This is a genomic window from Streptomyces sp. GLSS-08 (assembly GCF_056387915.1).
In genome coordinates this window covers 348272-367531 of sequence record NZ_JBWJAQ010000006.1, presented here as the reverse complement: position 1 = coordinate 367531, position 19260 = coordinate 348272, and the positions used below count along the sequence as shown (strand labels likewise).

The window sequence follows — 19260 nt, the reverse complement described above, 5'->3', positions numbered from 1 at the left end:
GGACGCATGCATATTTCCTTCCTGATACACAACGCGTACGGCATCGGGGGGACCATCCGGACGACGTACAACCTGGCCAACACCCTTGCCCGGCAGCACGACGTCGAGATCGTCTCGGTCTTCCGCCACCGGGACGAGCCGGCCTTCGCGCCCGACCCGCGCGTACGGCTGCGGCATCTCGTCGACGTCCGTGAAGGCGGCGGGGGACGCGACGGCGACGATCCGGACCTGAGCCGTCCCGCCAAGGTCTTCCCCCGCGCCGAGGGCCGCTACGAGCAGTACAGCGCGCTCACCGACCGGCGCATCGCCGAGCACCTCGCGAAGGTCGACGCCGACGTCGTGGTCGGCACCAGGCCCGGCCTGAACGTCCATCTGGCCCGCCAGACGCGCCGCGGCCCGCTCCGCGTCGGACAGGAGCACCTCACCCTCGACAGCCACTCCGCGGCCCTGCGAGCCCAGCTGCGCGGCGCCTACCCGCGGCTCGACGCCCTCACCACGACCACCGAGGCCGACGCCCGCGCCTACCGCGGCAGGATGCGGCTGCCCGGGGTCCGGGTGGAGGCCGTGCCCAACCCGGTGCCCGCACCCGGCGTCGAGCCGGCGGACGGCTCGGGCAAGTGGGTCGTCGCGGCCGGACGGCTCGCCCCGGTGAAGCGGTACGACCTGCTCATCAGGGCCTTCGACCGGGTGCGCGCCCAGCGGCCGGACTGGCGCCTGCGAATCTACGGCGGCGGCCGGCAGAGGGACAAGCTGCGGACCCTGATCGACGAACTCGGCCTCTACAACCACGTGTACCTGATGGGCCCCGTCAACCCCATCGAACCGGAATGGGCCAAGGGGTCCATAGCCGCCGTCACCTCCAGCCTGGAGTCGTTCGGCATGACGATCGTGGAGGCCATGCGCTGCGGTCTGCCCGTGGTGTCCACCGACTGCCCGCACGGTCCTGGCGAGATCATCGACAACGGTGTCGACGGCCGCCTGGTCGAGGTCGGCAACGTGGAGGCCATCGCCGCGGGACTCCTGGAACTGATCAACGACGACGGCCTGCGGCTGCGGATGGCCGACGCGGCGCTGAAGGACTCCGCGCGCTTCGACCCGGCCCGGATCGCCGAGCGCTACGAGTCGATCTTCGCCGGTCTGGCGGGCCGCGGCGGCCCCACCCTCGGGGGCCGGGTGCGCGGATCGCTGCACCGTACGCGCGGAGCGCTGCTCAGCGGGGCGTATGCCGTTCGGGATGCCGGACGCGTCGCCGTGACGAAGGGGCACACCGCATGAGAACGCCGGCTCCGCAGACCACACCCCAGCGATCCGACGAGGACACCGCCATGCCGCCGCGTGCCGACTGCATCGCCGACTCCGCCGGCGGACTCACCTTCGACGTGACGGAGACGGGAGAGCCGGGAGACGCGCTCCTGGTGCTGCGCCGCCGGGAGGGCACCGAGGAGGTCAGTCTGCCGCTGAGCCCGGCCGCGGACGGCCGGCTGCGCGCCGCCCTGCCCAGCAGCGTCGCCCTGCCCGAGGGCCGCTGGGACGCGTACGCCCAGGTCGCCGGGGGCGAACCGCGGCGCCTGACGCCTGGCGTGAACGACCTGCGCTCCCTCGTCGACCGGATGCCCAGCGGCTCCCTCGGCCATGTCGCGGTCCGCATCCCGTACGCGACCAAGCACGGCAACCTCACCGTCCGCAGCTGGCTGCGCGCACCGCACGCGGAGGCCGGTGAACTGCTGATAGAGAAAGACGAACTGACGGTGCGCGGCCGGGTGTTCGGCACCGCGCTCGGGCCGGACGCCCACGCCGAGCTGCGCCAACGGCGCCCCGCGGGTTCCGTGGTGCGCGCCGAAGTGCGCGCGGAGCAGGCCCAGTTCGCCCTCACCCTGTCGTACGGAGCACTGGCGCCCGGCATCTGGGATCTGTGGCTGCGGCCCGCGGGGGAGACCGGACCGCGGGTGCGGATCGCGCGACTGCTCGACGACGTCGCCGACAGGAAGGGCATCTTCGCCTACCCCGCGGTAGACCTGGAGACGGAGCACGGCCCGGTGCAGGCCGGGCCCTACTACACCCGGGACAACGACCTGTCCGTCGCGGTGACCGCGGCCGGCTGAGCGTCGCGCGGCCCCGGTGCGGCGGGGCGCCCGGAGTCCCCTCGCGGACCGTCACTGTCCGCAAGGGCTGGCAGACTCGGCGCCATGTTGGAGACATCGGCACGACTGCTGCGTCTGCTGTCACTGCTGCAGGCCCACCGCGAGTGGTCCGGCGCCGACCTGGCGGACCGCCTCGGGGTCACGCCCAGAACCGTCCGCCGCGACGTGGACCGGCTGCGCGAGCTCGGCTACCCCGTCAACGCCAGCCCGGGCACGGGCGGCGGCTATCGGCTCGGCGCGGGAGCCGAACTGCCGCCCCTGCTGCTGGACGACGACGAGGCGGTGGCCGTGGCCGTCGGGCTGCGACAGGCCGCAGGACAGGCGATCGAGGGCATCGGCGAGACGTCCGTCCGCGCTCTCGCCAAGCTGGAACAGGTGCTGCCGCACCGGCTGCGCCGCCGCGTGGGCGCCCTGAACGCCTTCACCGTGCCGATGCTGCGCGGTCCTCGCGCCTTTGCCGTCGACCCCGCCGTGCTCACCGAACTCGCCCACGCCTGCCGGGACTGCGAGCGGCTGCGCTTCGACTACCTCGACCACGGCGGCACCCCGACACGGCGCACGGTGGAGCCGCACCGCCTGGTGTGTTCCGAACGCCGCTGGTACCTGTTCGCCTGGGACGTCGACCGCGCCGACTGGCGCACGTTCCGCGTGGACCGCATCACGCCAAGACCCCCGCACGGACCGCGCTTCACGCCCCGCACCCCGCCCGCCGGGGATCTGGCCGCCCACGTCTCCCGGGGCGTCTCCACGCGCGCGTACGCCTCCCACGCGGTCGTCCGGCTGCTCGTGCCGTTGGCGGAGGCCGCGGAACGCGTCTCACCGTCCGCCGGGACCCTGGAGGCGGAGAGCGAGCACAGCTGTCTGCTGCGCGCCGGGGCCGCGAGCATCGAGCTGATGGTCGTTCACGTGCTGATCATGGGCTTCCCGTTCGAGGTGCTCGAACCCGCCGAGCTGGTCGACGCGCTCAGGACGGCCCGGGACCGTCTGACGGCCGCTCTTGACCGAAGCGCAGCTGCGGGCTGTCCTCCTGCCCGGAGCGGGTCTGCGGGGGAGTGATCGCCGCGAACGCAGGGTGGTGCAGGTCGAAGGCGGGGGCCTCGGAGCGGATCCGGGGCAGCGTGACGAAGTTGTGCCGCGGCGGCGGACACGAGGTCGCCCACTCCAGGGAGCGCCCGAAGCCCCAGGGGTCGTCGACGACGACCGGGGTGCCGTACCTCGCCGTCTTCCAGACGTTGTAGAGGAACGGCAGCGTGGACATGCCCAGCAGGAGGGCGCCGACCGTCGAGACGGTGTTGAGGGCCGTGAAGCCGTCGGCGGCCAGATAGTCCGCGTACCGGCGCGGCATGCCCTCGGCGCCCAGCCAGTGCTGCACCAGGAACGTCGTGTGGAAACCGACGAACAGCGTCCAGAAGTGGATCTTCCCTAGGCGTTCGTCGAGCATCTTCCCGGTGAACTTGGGCCACCAGAAGTGGAAGCCGGCGAAGGTCGCGAAGACGACGGTGCCGAACACGACGTAGTGGAAGTGCGCGACGACGAAGTACGTGTCCGTGACGTGGAGGTCGAGGGGCGGCGACGCCAGGATCACCCCGGTCAGACCGCCGAACAGGAACGACACCAGGAAGCCCGTCGCCCACAGCATGGGCGTCTCGAAGGACAACGACCCCCTCAGCATGGTCCCGGTCCAGTTGAAGAACTTGACGCCCGTCGGGACCGCGATCAGGAACGACATGAAGGAGAAGAACGGCAGCAGCACCGCGCCCGTCGCGAACATGTGGTGCGCCCACACGACCAGCGAAAGACCGGTGATCGCCATCGTCGCGCCGACGAGCGTGAGATAGCCGAAGATCGGTTTCCTGCTGAAGACCGGGATGATCTCCGTGATGATCCCGAAGAACGGCAGCGCGATGATGTAGACCTCGGGATGCCCGAAGAACCAGAAGAGGTGCTGCCACAGCAGTGCGCCGCCGTTGGCCGCCTCGAACACCACCGATCCGAACCGCCGGTCCGCCTCCAGGACCAGCAGCGCCGCCGCGAGCACCGGGAACGCGAAGAGGACGAGGATCGAGGTGAAGAGGACGTTCCAGGTGAAGATCGGCAGCCGGAACATCGTCATGCCGGGGGCGCGCATCCCGATGATGGTGGTGATGAAGTTGACCGCGCCGAGGATGGTGCCGAAGCCGGCCAGCGCGAGCCCCATGATCCACAGGTCGGCGCCGATGCCCGGCGACCGCTCCAGGCTGTTGAGCGGAGCGTAGGCGAACCAGCCGAAGTCCGCCGGACCCTCGGGCACCGCGAGCGAGCCGAGGACGATCAGGCCGCCGAAGAGGAACAGCCAGTACGACAGCATGTTGAGCCGGGGGAACGCGACGTCCGGGGAGCCGATCTGCAACGGCATGATCTCGTTGGCGAACCCCGCGAAGGTCGGGGTCGCGAAGAGCAGCAGCATGATCGTGCCGTGCAGGGTGAACAGCTGGTTGTACTCGTGGTTGTCCATCAGCTGCAGCCCCGGGCGGGCGAGCTCGGCGCGCATCAGCAGCGCCATGAGCCCGCCGACCAGGAAGAAGACGAACGCGGTGATCAGGTAGAGGTGACCGATCTTCTTGTGATCGGTGGTGGTCAGCCAGTCCACCGCCAGCCGGCCCGGCCGCTTCGCCGGTACGGGTCGCGCCGCCGCCCGCGCGGTGTCCGTGCCCATCGCTCGCCCCTTCACTCGTCGCGCCCCCGGGCCCTGCTGAAGCTGACGCCATGATGCTCGCGCCGCCCGGGCTCCGACAGAGGGCGCGCGGGGTTCTGTCCGGGAACCGCATATTCAGGCCGCCGCGGTTTCCCCGGGGCGGCTTCGGATTCGGCTCGCAATGACGTTGCCGTACGCGCGTGTCCGGCCTTTCGACCGGTCAATTCGGAGCATCGCGGGGCCCTTCGGGAATTGTCCGCGGCGGCTCGGCGGACACACACAGAACCCCTCGAAGGTGTGACGGAGGCGGGCCGAAACGCGTGTCGTGATCCTGTGACAGAAGCGTGACCGGAGGGGGACACGTGACGCATGGTGTCCGGTCCGGGCTTCCCCGGCCGCGGCGGGCCGCCTAACGTGGCGGGCATGGCACCCATACCCACCACCCCGCCCGAAGAGCCCGAGGACAGCCCGGAGACCTACGTCGGGCTGGCGGCGAGCAGCGCCGAGGAACGGGCCCGGCAACGCGGCTGGTCCACGGTGCGCTCCCTGCCGCCCGGCTCGATCATCACCATGGAGTACCGCGTGGGCCGGCTGAACCTCGAGGTCACCGACGGCACGGTCACCCGCTGCTGGAAGGGCTGACGGCACCGCTTCCCGCACGGCGAAGGCCCCCGGCTCGTCAGGAACCGGGGGCCTTCGCCGTGCGGGGCGGCTGTGCGTACCGGCCCCGCCGTTCTGTGCTCAGCCGCCCGTCAGGGGGCGGGCCGAGGTGCCCGTGGTCCGCGGCACGCGGTCGGCGTGCGGCGGCCGGCGACTGCCCACCGGCGTGACGGGTGTGCGCTCCGAGCGGGCGGAGTGCGGACCGGGAGCCAGATGGGCGGGCGCCCGGGGCGGCCGTGCGGCGGCCGTCGCGTGGGCCGGGGCCTGCCCGTCGTCGGCGGTCGGCCGCGTGACCATGACCGGCGCGCCCACGGGCGCCGGGGAGGCGGCCGGGACCGTAGTGCCACGGCGGCTGCGCCAGGCGTCGCGCAGGGTGAAGATCCAGGCCTCGGCGCGGGCGATCAACGGCTCGAACCAGGGCAGCGCCAGCAGGATCAGCAGACCCGCGGCCCAGCCCAGGAGCACGTCGCTCAGCCAGTGCGTACCGAGGTAGACGGTGGTGAGTCCGACGCCGAGCGAGGTCACCGCCGACAGCGCGGACAGCCAGCGCCTGGCGCGCGGGGTCGAGGCGAGGTAGGCCAGGATTCCCCAGGTCACCACGGCGTTCGCGGTGTGGCCCGAGGGAAATATGTCGCCGCCGAGGCCCATCTCGTTCGAACCGATGGTGATGGCGTAGTGCGGGCCCAGGCGGCCCATGCCGATCTTCGCGGCGCCGACCGTGATGTTCAGCAGGAGCAGTGAGGCGCCGAGCGTGAGCAGCGGGCGCAGGGTGTGCTGCCGCCAGGAGCGCCAGCCGAGCCACGCGCAGACCATCACGGCGGTGGGGCCGCGCTGGCCGAGCACCACGTAGTAGTCGAGGAACGCGTGGATCTCCGGCCACTGCTGGTACGGCCGGAAGAACATGACCTGCCAGTCGAAGCGGACCAGCCAGGACGTGATCGCGACGGCCCACACGATGGCCACGTAGAAGGTCAGGGTCGCGCTGAGGAGCACGACCCTGTGCCGGCTCATCCTCGGTACGGGGATGTGGGCCGGCCGTTCCGGCTCACGGTCCAGCCGGGCGAAGACCCGCTCCAGACGGGTGAGGTTTCGTTCGGTACGCACTCACTCGACGTTACAGCGAGTGAGCTGTGTTCCCGCGCGATTCACCGGCTTTGTGATGACGATGTGATGTGGGATTGCTCTCAACAGGGCGTTTATTGCTGCGGATTGCATATTCACCGCCGGGTTCGGCCTTCAATTCCTTTGATCATTCGGTGACGCTGTTTTGCGGCTCTTATGAATTCGTTCACCGGGCGCTGGCGCGGAATTCTCCGCGTGCTCACCGGCGGCCGGGGCCCCCGGCCGCGCCCCTCGCCGTGACCGGGTCGGCACACCGCGTCGCTGACCTCGGGGAACGGCGGCATGCGGCGTGGCGCACGCCACACGGTCCGCGCCGGGAACGTGAGAGGTCCGCCACGTGACACCCGGCGGAACTCGCGTACGCTGACCGTTCACTCGCCTTTCGTTGCGTGGGCCCGGGAGCCGCTCCTTCCGCGCCGCAGCCGCAGGGAGTCCCCACCCCGCGGTTTCCGCCGAGGCGAGGGAACATCTGGGAGGTACGTACATGTCCGGGACGACCACGGCCGCTGCGCGTCGCCGTCGGGAGGCCGGGGCCGGTGCCAACCGCTGGGTCGTCCTCGTGGTGCTGTGCGTCAGCCTGCTTCTCGTCGCCGTCGACGCCACCGTGCTCCACGTAGCGGTGCCGGCCGTCACCGAGGACCTCAGGCCCGGCGGGATCGAACTGCTCTGGATCGTCGACGTCTACCCGCTCGTCTGCGCCTCGCTCCTCATCCTCTTCGGCACGCTGGGTGACCGCGTCGGCCGCAGACGGATCCTGCTCCTCGGCTACGCCCTCTTCGGAGTCGCCTCCGCCGTCGCCGCCTTCGCCGACACCGCACAGGTACTGATCGCGGCCCGCGCCCTGCTCGGCGTCGGCGGCGCGATGATCATGCCCGCGACGCTGTCGATCCTGCGCCAGGTCTTCCCCGACCGGCGCGAGCGCGCGCTCGCGATCGGCATCTGGAGCGCGGTCGCCGCCGTCGGCGCGGCCGTGGGGCCCCTGCTCGGCGGCTTCCTGCTGGAGCACTTCTGGTGGGGCTCCGTCTTCCTCGTGAACATCCCGCTGATGCTGGTCAGCCTCCCGGTCGGTCGCCGGCTGCTGCCCGAGTCGACCGGTGACCGCGACGGTCCCTGGGACGTCGTGGGTGCCCTGATGGCGGCCGCGGGACTCTTCGGGGCCGTGTTCGGTGTGAAGCGGCTCGGCGGCGGGGAGCCGCCCCTCAGCCCCGTCACGCTCCTGCCGCTGCTGGTGGGCGGCGCGCTGCTGGCCGCCTTCGTGCGACGGCAGCGGCGGCGCGAGAAGCCGCTCGTCGACCTGCGGATGTTCGCCCGGCCCGCGTTCAGCACCTCGGTGGGCTGCATCGTCCTCGCCATGCTCGCGCTGGTCGGCCTGGAGCTGATCGCCGCGCAGTACCTCCAGCTCGTGCTGGACCTCTCACCGCTGGAGACCGGGCTGCGGCTGCTGCCGCTCACCGTCGCGGCGATGGCGGCGGGACTGGCCGGGGCCAACCTGCTGCGGCGGTTCGGACCCCGCGCGATGGTCTGCGTCGGCTTCTGTGTCACCGCGGCCGCGGTGATCAGCCTGACCGCCATGGGCGACCACGACAACACGGGCCTGCTGCTCTTCGGCTTCGTCCTGCTCGGCTTCGGTCTGGAGACCACGCTCTTCGGCGCCTACGAGTCCATGCTCAGCGAGGCCCCTCCCGCGCAGGCCGGCGGGGCCGCCGCGATCGGCGAGACCTCGTACCAGCTGGGCGCCGGCATCGGCATCGCCCTGCTCGGCAGCGTCATGAACGCGGCGTACACCCCCGGACTGTCCTCGGTGCCCGGTGTCCCCGCCGCCGACTCCGCCGCGGCGGGGCACTCGCTGGGGGAGGCGTACGAGGTCGCGGCGCGGCTAGGCGGGCCCTCGGGTGCGGCCCTGCGGGACGCCGCGCGGGACTCTTTCGTGCACGGACTGCATGTGACCCTGCTGGTCAGCGCCGGGCTGCTGTTGCTCGGGGCCGTGATGGCGCTGCGGTTGCCGCGGGCCATGGAGTGCGGGGCGGCTGCGGCGGGGCCGACGGACGTGCCCTTGCCGCGGGAGGCCGCCGACGCGCGGAAGCCCCGCGTGTCCGCCTGAGCGTCCCGGGCCTTCGACCCGCCGGATGTTCTCCTCCACCCGCGTGCCGCCCGTCCGCTTCGTGGTGCACGTCTCCCGCGGGGCTCGGCGCCGTCGGCGGCTGCCGTCCGTGGGCTCTGGACTTGCGGGGCGGGGGCTCGTAACGTCGGGCCCGAAGTTTGGTTAACACTGCTAGTTTTCGCGTGCCGGAGGTTCTGCCATGACCGCGTCCTCGACATTGCCGTCGTTCGACCCCGCCGATCCGCTGGGGATCGACGACCTCCTGGACGCGGAGGATCTGGCGATCCGCGACACCGTGCGCACCTGGGCGGCGGACCGGGTGCTGCCGTACGTGTCCGAGTGGTACGAGAAGGGGGAGCTGCCGGGCATCCGCGAGCTGGCCCGGGAGCTGGGCGGCATCGGGGCGCTCGGGATGTCGCTCCAGGGGTACGGCTGCGCGGGGGCGAGCGCCGTGCAGTACGGCCTCGCCTGTCTGGAGCTGGAGGCCGCCGACTCCGGCATCCGCTCGCTCGTCTCCGTGCAGGGCTCCCTCGCCATGTACGCGATCCACCGCTTCGGGTCCGAGGAGCACAAGGAGCGGTGGCTGCCCCCGATGGCGGCCGGCGAGGTCATCGGGTGCTTCGGGCTCACCGAACCGGACCACGGCTCCGACCCGGCCGGCATGCGGACCCACGCCAGGCGCGACGGCGGGGACTGGGTGCTCGACGGGCAAAAGATGTGGATCACCAACGGATCGGTCGCCGGGGTCGCCGTCGTGTGGGCGCAGACCGACGACGGGATCCGCGGATTCGTCGTGCCCACCGACGCACCCGGTTTCTCGGCGCCCGAGATCAAGCACAAGTGGTCGCTGCGGGCGTCCGTCACCAGCGAACTGGTCCTCGACGGCGTACGGCTGCCCGCCGACGCCGTGCTGCCCGGGGTCACCGGACTCAAGGGGCCGCTCAGCTGCCTCTCGCACGCGCGCTACGGAATCGTGTGGGGCTCGATGGGCGCCGCGCGGTCCAGTTTCGAGTCCGCGCTCGCGTACGCGAGGACGCGCGAGCAGTTCGGCCGGCCCATCGGCGGCTTCCAGCTCACCCAGGCCAAGCTCGCCGACATGGCGGTCGAGCTGCACAAGGGGATCCTGCTCGCCCATCACCTGGGACGGCGCATGGACGCCGGACGGCTGCGCCCCGAGCAGGTCAGCTTCGGCAAGCTGAACAACGTGAGAGAGGCGATCGAGATCTGCCGTACGGCGCGGACGATCCTCGGCGCCAACGGGATCTCGCTCGAGTACCCCGTGATGCGGCACGCGACGAACCTGGAGTCGGTGCTCACCTACGAAGGCACCGTGGAGATGCATCAGCTCGTGCTGGGCAAGGCGCTCACCGGTCTCGACGCCTTCCGGTGACCCCGGTCCCCGTGACCGGTGCGCCGGAAGGCGGTGCCGGTGAGCGGCCCTGCCCTAGCTCTGGTTGAAGAAGCCGTCCGCCGGACGGCCCGCCGCCTCACCGCTCACGATCTCCGTGTGGGCGGGAGTCAGCAGGAAGACCCGGTTGGCGACCCGCTCGATCGTGCCGCGCAGGCCGAACGTCAGGCCGGCCGCGAAGTCCACCACGCGCTTGGCGTCGGCGGGCTCCATGGACGTGAGGTTCATGATGACCGGGACACCGTCCCGGAAGAGCTCGCCGATGCCGCGGGCGTCCCGGAAGCTGTCCGGGGTCACCGTGCCGATCCGGCGGCCCTTCTCCTCGGCCGTCTCGGAAGCGACCTTGACGCGCGGGTCGGTGACCCAGGCATCGCCGGACTCCTGTCCTTCGGCGTAGTCGTCGTCGTAGTAGCGCTCGTCATCGTTGTCGTCGACGAGGCCAAGCCAGGCACTCGCCTTGCGCACCGATCCCATGGACGCCTCCTCTCACAGCGGTCTTTATTGCTTTCCGCATCCCCATGGTCGTCCATGATGCGGATGTCGCGCCAAGTGGATAGACGCCGTGCGGGGGTTTCGTGACGGTACTGGTGCACAGCGAATCCGTCGAGAGCCCACGTTTCCCAAGGGTCGTGATGTAAACAGCCGCTGACTGGGAGTGAAATATGATTCTTCACTGCGTACGGGTGACGGAGGGTGCGTACGGGTGAACGACGGGGGCGGATACGATGCCGCAGCTCAACGTTGTACGAGGCACGGGGGAGTGTCATGTTCGGAATCGTCCGGCCCTGCAGGCATCGCCTGACAGAGGGTCTGAAAACCCAGTGGATGGCGCACTTGTGCGGGCTCTGCCTTGCGCTGCGCGGGGACCACGGTCAGTTCGCCAGAGTCGTCACCAACTACGACGGACTGCTGATATCGGTTTTGACGGAGGCTCAGGCCGAGCGCGCCACGGGATGGCGGCGCACCGCGGGGCCCTGTCCGCTGCGCGGAATGCGCACGGCGTCCGTCGCGCAGGGTGAGGGAGCACGGCTCGCGGCGGCCGTCTCCCTGGTACTGGCCGCGGCCAAGGTGCGTGACCATGTCGCGGACGGTGACGGACTTTTGGCACGCAAGCCCGTGGCGCTCGCCGCACGCCGGGTCGCCGCGGGCTGGGGCAGGGCCGGTGCGCGCAGCGGTTCGGCCGTCGGCTTCGACACCGCTGTCCTCGTCGACGCCGTCGACCGGCAGGTGGGCATCGAGGCACTCGCGGGGCCCGGAACGTCGCTGCTCACCGTCACCGAACCGACCGAGACCGCGACCGCCGCCGCCTTCGCGCACACCGCCGTCCTCGCCGGCCGCCCCGGCAACGCGGCGCCCCTCGCGGAGGCCGGGCGCCTCTTCGGGCGGCTCGCGCATCTGCTGGACGCCGTGGAGGACCGGGAAGCTGACGCCGCGTCGGGTGCGTGGAACCCGCTGACGGCCACGGGGACTCCGCTCACCGAGGCACGACGGCTCGCCGACGACGCGCTGCACGGGATCCGGCTCGCGCTGCGCGAGGTCGAGTTCACCGACGCCAAGCTGGCCCACGAACTGCTCGCGCACGAGCTGGCGCGGTCGGTGGACCGCGCCTTCGGGACGGCCGGCTGCGGTCACGCGTCCGGACACCCCGGCGGGGCGGACGGTTCGTTCGGACCGCCGCCGCAGCGGGGCCCGCACGGACCGTACGACACGCGGAATCCGTACAGCGCCGGCAACCCCTTCGGCGGCGGGCCCTCGCTCCCGCCGCCGGGCAGACGCGGCCTGCTGACCGGGTGCGCCGTGGCGATCGGGCTGTGCTGCACCTGCAAGGTGTGCTGCGCCGACGAGTACGAGGGGCCGTGGTCACGGCAGCGGCGCGAGGGCTGGTGCAGCAACTGCGACGGCTGCGACTGCTGTGACTGCTGCGAGGGCTGCCAGTGCTGCGAGTGCTGCTCCTGCGACTGCTGAAGCGTGGGACCCCCTCCGGGTGATCGGAGGGGATCTCGTCGCTCGGGGCCGGCCCCGAGCGACGATTCCAGCACCTCCGAGGACCGGACCCGGGTACGCCGCGTGGTCAGCCCCCGGTCACCGGATCTCAGCCCTTGATCTCCGGCGGTGATATCTGCGACTTCTCGATGCCCGAGCCGGTCGTCCCCCACTTCTTGAGGATCTTCTGGTAGGTCCCGTCGGCGATGAGCCGGTTCACCGCGGCCTGGAAGGCGGGCGCCAGCTTCGTGTCCTTCTTGAAAGCGAAGCCGACGTCCAGCCGGTGGAACTCGTTGAGGAACTTCACGCCCTCCTGATGGGCGACCGCGTAGCGCAGACCGTTGATGGTGCTCATCACGATGTCGCTGCGCCCCTGTTGCAGGGAGGACCAGATCGCCCCCTGCTCGCTGTAGGTCTGCACCTTGTACGCCTTCTCACCCGCGTCCGTGCAGACCTTCCTGTTCTGCTCCAGCGTTGCCTCGAAGGTGGTTCCCGCGCTCGTCGCGACGTTCAGCCCGCAGAGCTGCTTCAGGTCGGTGACCTTCCCGAGTTTGCTGTCCTTGCGGGTGGCGAACCCCTGGCCGTCGTTGATGTAGGTGACGAAGTCGATCGTCCTGCGGCGCTCGTCGGTCACCCCGAAGTTGCTCGCCCCGAAGTCGTACTTGCCGCTGTCGAGCGCCGGCAGGATCGCCTCGAAGCTCGCGGCCTCGTGCTCCAGCTTGATGCCGAGCGTCCTTGCGACCGCGTCCGCGAAGTCGACGTCCTGGCCGGACAGGGTCTTGCCGTCCTCCAGGTAGGAGGTGCCCGGCGGCTGACCGGAGACGCTGATCGCGACGGTGAGGCTGTCGACGCCGGACGGCAGGAGCCTGGCCGCCGCCGGGTCCTTCGTGACGGACGAGACGACGTCCGTCGTCGGGATCGTGCCGCTGTCGGCCGCGGCCTCGGCGTCGCCGCCGGCACCCGCGCCGGCCGGGTCGTCGGAACCGCACGCCGTGAGCAGCAGTGCCGCGGAGGTGATCAGGGCGAAGGGGAGGAAGAGGCGGCGGCGGGATTGCGCGGACGTACTCATGGCGTACGGATCTCCTGAACTGGCAGACGGCACATGGGGTGTTGGGGCGCGTGGCCGGTCGGCCGGGCTCGCCGGCCGTCGTGCGGGCAGGCGGGCAGCACGGCTGACCGTTCAGAAAGGGAGCAGGCGCGAGGGGAGGCGCCGGGTACGCGTGTGAAGGCGTCGGTGGACGGCGCTCAGGCGCCGGAGAAACGCAGAGGGCGCCCAGGAGAGAGGGCGCCGGCGGTCAGCTCAACAGGACGAGGACCACACTCGACCGAAGTCGATGTGGGAGCGCGTGACCAGCCACTGCTGCGAATGCATGGACCCAAGTGGAACAGGCATCCGTTTCCGCGTCAACCGGCCTGAGACGTACCGCTCACAGTGTGGACAGCCTTGACAGCGGGGGGAAATGCCCCCGTACTCTCGGCGGACGGCCCTGCTGAGGGGCTCGGCCGTGTGGCGCCCTCGCGGCGCCCGAGTGACCCGTGTGAAGGCATCACCCGTGTTCGACTCGACGCATCACGGAGTCTTCGCATGTCCTCCGACACCCTCACCGAGGTGGCCGCACCGCAAAGAGCGGCGCCCCTGCGCATCGTCCCGCGACGCCGCCCCGGCCAGTGGGCGGCCGCCGTCGCCGTCCTGGTCCTGCTCGGGCTCGCCCTCAACTCCGTCGCCCGCAACGACGCGTTCCAGTGGGACGTCGTCGGCGACTACTTCACCTCGGCCTCCGTACTGCGCGGCCTCGGGCTCACCCTCTGGCTGACCGCGCTCGTGATGGCACTCGGCTTCGCGCTGGGCACCCTGCTGGCGGCGGGCCGGCTGTCCGCGAACCCCGTGCTGCGTTCGGTGAGTTGGGGATACGTCTGGCTCTTCCGGTCGATGCCGATCCTGGTGCAGCTGCTGTTCTGGTTCAACATCGGTGCGCTGTACCCGCAGATCCTCGGCGTGCGGACGGTCGATCTGCTGGGCCCGGTCACCGTCGCGATCGTCGGCCTCACCCTGCACGAGGCCGCCTATGCGGCCGAGGTGGTGCGAGGCGGCATCCTCTCCGTCGACCGCGGGCAGATCGAGGCCGCGCAGGCGCTGGGGCTGAGCCGGTGGCGGCGCTGGTGGAAGATCGTGCTGCCGCAGGCGATGCGCGCCATCGTGCCGCCCGCCGGGAACATGCTGATCGGCACCCTCAAGGGCACCTCCATCGTCAGCGTCATCGCCGTGCAGGACCTGCTCTACTCGGTGCAGCTGGTCTACCACCGCACCTACCAGGTCATGCCCCTCCTGATGGTGGCCACCCTCTGGTACGTCGTCGTCACCTCGGTGCTCAGCGTCGGCCAGTACTACGTGGAGAAGCGCTACGCCCGTGGTTCGGAGCGTGTCCGATGAGCGCCCAGGACCCGGCGGCGCGGCCGTCCCTCGTCATCGTCGGTGCCGGACCCCGCGGAACCGGACTGCTGGAGCGGATCGCCGCCAACGCGCCCGAGCTGTACGCCGGTTCGGGCCTCGACATCCATCTGGTCGACCCCTATCCGCCGGGCGGCGGGCGCATCTGGCGGGAGGAGCAGTCGCCGCTGCTCTGGATGAACTCGCAGGCCCAGGACGTCACGATGTTCACCGACGAGACCGTCGGCATGGCGGGACCCGTCCGCGAGGGGCCCACGCTGCACGAGTGGGCCGGCATCGACGGGCGGACCTTCGCCGGCCGGCGGCGGCAGGGCGCCTATCTGCGTTGGGTGTTCGAGCAGACCGTGGCCGCCCTGCCGCCGGGAATCCACGTCCACCACCACCCGCGGCGGGCCGTACGCGTCGACGGCCCGCGCGAGGGCCGCCAGCAGGTGTGGCTGGCGGGCCGGGCCCGTCCGCTCCCGGCCGACGTCGTCGTCCTCGCCCTGGGCCACCTCGATGCCGAACTCGACCCTGAACAGAGCGCGTTGTCGGCCTACGCGCACGACCACGGACTGGTCCACCTGCCGCCGGACTTCACCGCCGACAGCGATCTGTCCGCCCTCGCGCCCGGCGAGCCCGTCCTCGTGCGCGGCTTCGGGCTGGCCTTCGTCGACCTGGTCGTGCTGCTCACCGAGGGGCGTGGCGGGCGGTTCGAGCGGGGGGAGTACGTGCCGTCCGGGCGCGAGCCGGTCCTGCACGTCGGCTCCCGGCGCGGTGTCCCCTACCACTCCAAGATCGGCTACGACTGGGAGGGCGAACGCCCGCCGCTGCCGCGCTTCCTGGGGCCCGCCGAGATCGACGCACTCCTCGCGCGCCCGGCCGGATTCGACTTCCGCCGGGACGTGTGGCCGCTGGTCGAGAAGGAACTGGGGTTCGCGCACTACCACCGGCTGTTCACGGCCCACCCCGACAGGACCCGGATGGCCTGGACGGACTTCGAGGAGAAGTACGCGGCCGGGGACGGCGCCGGTATCAGGGCTCTGGTGGCGTCCGCCGTGCCCGATCCCGCCGACCGGCTGGACCTCGCCGCCCTCGACCGTCCGCTCGACGGGGTGCGGTACTCCTCGCCCGAGGAGCTCCAGGACGGACTGCGCACCTACATCGAGCAGGACCTGACGCGGCGTCACGACGCCGCGCACAGCCCGGACCTGGCCGTCTTCCTCGGGCTGCTCTCGGTCTACGGTCAGCTGGTCCGGCTCGGCGACATCGGCTCCTGGTGGCACGGCTTCTTCAGCTGTCTGGCGTCCGGGCCGCCCGGACCCCGGCTTCGGCAACTGCTCGCCCTGTCCCGGGCCGGGATCCTCTCCTTCGTGGGCGCGGACATGACCGTCGCCGCCGAGGACGGTGTCTTCCGGGCGCGCAGTGCCACGGTGCCGGGCTCGGTGACCGAGGCCCGCGCGCTGGTCGAGGCGCGGCTGCCGCATCCCACGGCCGAGCGCACCGGTGACTCCCTGCTGCGTGCGCTGTACGCCGAGGGTGCCGCGGCGACCCCCGAGGGGCTGCTCGCCGTGCACCCCGGCGACGGCCGGATCCTGGACCGCTCGGGCACCCCGCACCCCCGGCGCTTCGCGCTCGGCCCGCACACCGACGCCCGGGGCTCGGGCGCCTTCACCCGGCCGCGTACCGGAGGTCCCGCCTTCCGGCAGAACGACGCCGCCGCCCGCGCCGCGCTGGCGTTCCTGCGCGCCCTGTCCTGTCGCGTCGCCGCCTGACGGCGCCGCCGACCGGGGTCCCGCGCGCTTGCGGGTGCCCGGCCCGGCCGTACCGGCCCCTGACGGGGCGGTACCCCGCACGGCGCCCGCAGAGCCCGCGCCGCCGTGCCGCGCCGTTCCCCGAACGCCCCGGGACCGGCCGCTCCCGCGGCCGAGGGCGTGCCCGCCCGGCTCCTTGGCCGGCGGCACGCCATGCCGGCCCCGCCCTCGTCCGAACCTCCGCCCGCGTCCACCACGTCCGAGGAACCCATGTCCCTGACCAGCGATCCACCCCGTCCGTCCCTTGCCGCCCCGGCTGCCGAGCCGGACGATCCCGGCACGCTCGAGGTCGTGCCCGTGCGCCACCCCTGGCGCTGGGCCGCCGTCGTCGTGACCGCCGTGCTGCTCGCCCAGTTCGTGCACGGACTCGCCACCAACCCCGGCTGGGAGTGGGAGGTGTTCGCCGAGTTCTTCACGGCCGACGTGGTCCTCAAGGCGGTCTGGGTCACTCTGCAACTGACCTTCTACGGCACGGCGCTGGGGTTCGCGCTCGGCATCGTGCTCGCCTTCATGCGGCTGTCGGCCAGCCCGTTCCTGAAGGGTGTGGCCTTCGCCTACATCTGGGCGTTCCGCTCCATCCCGCTCATCGTGCAGCTGCTCTTCTGGTTCAACCTGGCCTACCTGTACAAGGAACTGCAGTTCGGCATCCCGTTCGGGCCCGGCTTCTTCTCCTTCGACACGATGGGGCTGGTCGGGGCGATGAGCGCGGCCGTGCTCGGGCTCGCCCTGCACCAGGCGGCGTACGCGGCCGAGATCGTCCGGGGTGGCGTACTGGCCGTCGACGGCGGCCAGTTGGAGGCGGCCGCCGCCCTCGGTATCCCGCGGCTCCGGCAGATCCGGCGGATCGTCCTGCCGCAGGCCATGCGCTCGATCCTGCCCAACGCGGCCAACGAGGTGATCTCCCTCTTCAAGGGCACCTCGATCGTCTCGGTGATGGCGATCGGCGAACTCTTCTACCAGGTCCAGGTGATCTACGGACGCAACGGCCGGGTCGTCCCGCTGCTCATGGTCGCCACCGCCTGGTACATCCTCCTGACCACGGCGCTCTCGATCCTCCAGCACTACGTGGAACGTCACTTCGCGAAAGGAACCGCCCGATGAGCGCGCCCGCCGAGTCCGCCGGCACCCCCGCCGGCCCGGACACCGCCATGGTCGACATCAAGTCCGTCCACAAGAGCTTCGGTTCGCTCGAGGTGCTGAAGGGCGTCGACCTCGAAGTGAGGGCGGGGGAGGTCACCGTGATCCTCGGCCCCTCCGGCTCCGGCAAGTCGACGCTGCTGCGCACCATCAACCACCTGGAGAAGGTGGACCAGGGCTGGATCAGTGTCGACGGCGCGCTCGTCGGCTACCGGCGCTCCGGCGACAAGCTGTACGAGCTGCGCGAGCGCGAGATTCTCAGGCAGCGCACCCGTATCGGCTTCGTCTTCCAGAACTTCAACCTCTTCCCGCACCTCACCGTGCTGGACAACGTCGTCGAGGCGCCGGTGTCCGCGCTGAAGCGCCCGAGCAAGGCCGCCGTGGCGAGTGCCCGGACGCTGCTGGACCGGGTCGGGCTGGCCGACAAGGCCGATGCCTACCCCAAGCAGCTGTCGGGCGGCCAGCAGCAGCGCGTCGCCATCGCCCGCGCGCTCGCCCTGGAGCCGAAGCTGCTGCTCTTCGACGAGCCGACCTCGGCACTCGACCCCGAGCTGGTCGGCGAGGTGCTCGATGTCATCAAGGACCTCGCCCACCAGGGCACCACGATGATCGTCGTCACCCACGAGATCGGCTTCGCCCGCGAGGTCGCCGACACCGTCGTCTTCATGGACGACGGCCGCATCGTCGAGCAGGGCACGCCCGGCGACGTACTCGACCGCCCGGGGCACGAACGCACCCGCGCGTTCCTCTCCAAGGTCCTCTGACCGCCCCTTCTTCCTTTGTCGCCAAGTCCCCTTTCAACCATGAGGAGTTCCACCATGCTGTCCCGACGCGTCTTCGCCGCCTCGCTCGCCGCACTCGTCGCCGTCCCCCTGCTCAGCGCCTGCGGCGGTGACAGCGACGCGGCGACCGGGACGGGCGCCGCCGGCACCAAGAAGGTCGGCGGCCTCAACACCGGCCCCGACCAGCACCGCATCCGCGGCGAGAAGGTCGACGAGATCGCCGCCCTCGTCCCGGCGGCGATCCGCGAGCGCGGCACGCTGAAGCTCGGCCAGAGCGCCGACGCCTCGCCGCCGCTCGGCTTCTACGCGACCGACGACAAGACCCGCATCGGCTCCGAGATCGACCTCGCGACGCTGGTCGCCGACACCCTCGGGCTGAAGCTCGACAACGACGAGGTCTCCTGGGAGAACCTCTTCGTCGGCCTCGACAGCGGCAAGTTCGACGCCGTCTTCTCCAATGTCACCGTCACCGAGGAGCGCAAGGAGAAGTACGACTTCGCGACCTACCGCCTCGACAACATCGCCTTCGAGGCGAAGAAGGGCACGTCCTGGAAGGTCGAGGGGCCGAAGGACGTGGCCGGCAAGACCGTCGCCGTGTCCTCCGGCACCAACCAGGAGAAAATCCTCGTCGACTGGAGCAGACAGAACGAGAAGGCGGGCCGCAAGCCCGTCTCCATCAAGTACTTCCAGAAGGACACGGACTACTACCTGGCGCTCCAGTCCGGCCGCATCGACGCCTATCTCGGCCCCAGCCCGTCCGCCGCCTACCACGTCGCGTCCGCCGGCCAGAGCGAGATCGTCGGCACGCTCTCCGGCGCCGGCGACAAGCTCCAGGGCAAGATCGCCGCGACCACCAAGAAGGGCAGCGGCCTCGTCGACGCCTACGCGGCGGCTCTCGACCACGTGATCGAGGACGGTTCCTACGCGCGGGTGCTGAAGCGCTGGGGGCTCACGAGCGAGGCGGTGCGCAAGTCCGAGATCAACCCGCCCGGCCTCCCGAAGACCTGAGC

General features: G+C 71.2%; 16 protein-coding genes. 12 read left to right on the top strand and 4 right to left on the bottom strand.

The features are described 5' to 3' along the window. Positions 1–6 precede the first annotated feature (6 nt). The 3 genes from AC0ZLC_RS13780 (at position 7) to AC0ZLC_RS13770 (ending at position 3197) form a co-directional block, all read left to right on the top strand. On the top strand, positions 7–1275 hold the full coding sequence (locus AC0ZLC_RS13780) for a glycosyltransferase family 4 protein (RefSeq protein ID WP_476752216.1): 1269 nt from the start codon (positions 7–9) through the stop codon (positions 1273–1275). Then, entirely contained in the window at positions 1272–2102 is an 831-nt protein-coding gene (locus AC0ZLC_RS13775; protein WP_476752215.1) for a hypothetical protein, read from the top strand. The genes AC0ZLC_RS13780 and AC0ZLC_RS13775 overlap by 4 nt, the downstream gene beginning before the upstream one ends. Before the next feature lie 84 nt (positions 2103–2186). Beyond that, on the top strand, positions 2187–3197 hold the full coding sequence (locus AC0ZLC_RS13770) for a helix-turn-helix transcriptional regulator (protein ID WP_476752214.1): 1011 nt from the start codon (positions 2187–2189) through the stop codon (positions 3195–3197). On the opposite strand, the gene ctaD is transcribed toward AC0ZLC_RS13770, so the two are convergent. Then, a complete protein-coding gene (gene ctaD, locus AC0ZLC_RS13765; RefSeq protein ID WP_476752213.1) occupies positions 3106–4836 on the bottom strand; it encodes an aa3-type cytochrome oxidase subunit I in 1731 nt (576 codons plus the stop codon). The two genes, AC0ZLC_RS13770 and ctaD, sit on opposite strands and share 92 nt — an antisense overlap. Before the next feature lie 402 nt (positions 4837–5238). Between ctaD and AC0ZLC_RS13760 the strand changes: the two genes are divergently transcribed. Beyond that, positions 5239–5457 (top strand): I78 family peptidase inhibitor, encoded by a 219-nt coding sequence (locus AC0ZLC_RS13760; RefSeq protein WP_358854141.1) that lies wholly within the window; start codon positions 5239–5241, stop codon positions 5455–5457. Positions 5458–5556: 99 nt separating this feature from the next. Here the strand turns inward: AC0ZLC_RS13760 and AC0ZLC_RS13755 are convergent, their stop codons facing one another. Beyond that, complete coding sequence (locus tag AC0ZLC_RS13755) at positions 5557–6579, bottom strand: phosphatase PAP2 family protein (RefSeq protein WP_476752212.1); 1023 nt, start codon at positions 6577–6579, stop codon at positions 5557–5559. A 502-nt stretch (positions 6580–7081) separates the two neighbouring features. Between AC0ZLC_RS13755 and AC0ZLC_RS13750 the strand changes: the two genes are divergently transcribed. Together AC0ZLC_RS13750 and AC0ZLC_RS13745 are read left to right on the top strand one after the other, a co-directional pair. Continuing rightward, a complete protein-coding gene (locus AC0ZLC_RS13750) occupies positions 7082–8698 on the top strand; it encodes an MFS transporter (protein ID WP_476752211.1) in 1617 nt (538 codons plus the stop codon). 199 nt (positions 8699–8897) lie between these two features. Beyond that, a complete protein-coding gene (locus AC0ZLC_RS13745; protein ID WP_476752210.1) occupies positions 8898–10088 on the top strand; it encodes an acyl-CoA dehydrogenase family protein in 1191 nt (396 codons plus the stop codon). Positions 10089–10142: 54 nt separating this feature from the next. Here the strand turns inward: AC0ZLC_RS13745 and AC0ZLC_RS13740 are convergent, their stop codons facing one another. Continuing rightward, the gene (locus AC0ZLC_RS13740; protein WP_355793185.1) at positions 10143–10580 is read right to left on the bottom strand and encodes a cell division protein SepF; all 438 of its coding nucleotides are present in this window, start codon (positions 10578–10580) and stop codon (positions 10143–10145) included. 291 nt (positions 10581–10871) lie between these two features. Between AC0ZLC_RS13740 and AC0ZLC_RS13735 the strand changes: the two genes are divergently transcribed. Further along, positions 10872–12071, top strand: a complete 1200-nt coding sequence (locus tag AC0ZLC_RS13735) for a DUF5685 family protein (RefSeq protein WP_476752209.1) — start codon at positions 10872–10874, stop codon at positions 12069–12071. Positions 12072–12198: 127 nt separating this feature from the next. On the opposite strand, the gene AC0ZLC_RS13730 is transcribed toward AC0ZLC_RS13735, so the two are convergent. Next, entirely contained in the window at positions 12199–13158 is a 960-nt protein-coding gene (locus AC0ZLC_RS13730) for an ABC transporter substrate-binding protein (protein WP_476752208.1), read from the bottom strand. Between the two features lie 516 nt (positions 13159–13674). Between AC0ZLC_RS13730 and AC0ZLC_RS13725 the strand changes: the two genes are divergently transcribed. From AC0ZLC_RS13725 to AC0ZLC_RS13705, 5 genes are all read left to right on the top strand, one after another. Beyond that, positions 13675–14520: an amino acid ABC transporter permease gene (locus tag AC0ZLC_RS13725; protein ID WP_476752207.1), complete on the top strand. Its 846-nt coding sequence runs from the start codon at positions 13675–13677 to the stop codon at positions 14518–14520. Further along, the gene (locus tag AC0ZLC_RS13720; RefSeq protein ID WP_476752206.1) at positions 14517–16292 is read left to right on the top strand and encodes an FAD/NAD(P)-binding protein; all 1776 of its coding nucleotides are present in this window, start codon (positions 14517–14519) and stop codon (positions 16290–16292) included. The genes AC0ZLC_RS13725 and AC0ZLC_RS13720 overlap by 4 nt, the downstream gene beginning before the upstream one ends. A gap of 249 nt (positions 16293–16541) precedes the next feature. Further along, a complete protein-coding gene (locus AC0ZLC_RS13715) occupies positions 16542–17432 on the top strand; it encodes an amino acid ABC transporter permease (protein WP_476752205.1) in 891 nt (296 codons plus the stop codon). Between the two features lie 47 nt (positions 17433–17479). Then, positions 17480–18232, top strand: a complete 753-nt coding sequence (locus AC0ZLC_RS13710) for an amino acid ABC transporter ATP-binding protein (protein WP_476752260.1) — start codon at positions 17480–17482, stop codon at positions 18230–18232. Between the two features lie 54 nt (positions 18233–18286). Further along, a complete protein-coding gene (locus tag AC0ZLC_RS13705) occupies positions 18287–19258 on the top strand; it encodes an ABC transporter substrate-binding protein (protein WP_476752204.1) in 972 nt (323 codons plus the stop codon). Positions 19259–19260 lie beyond the last annotated feature (2 nt).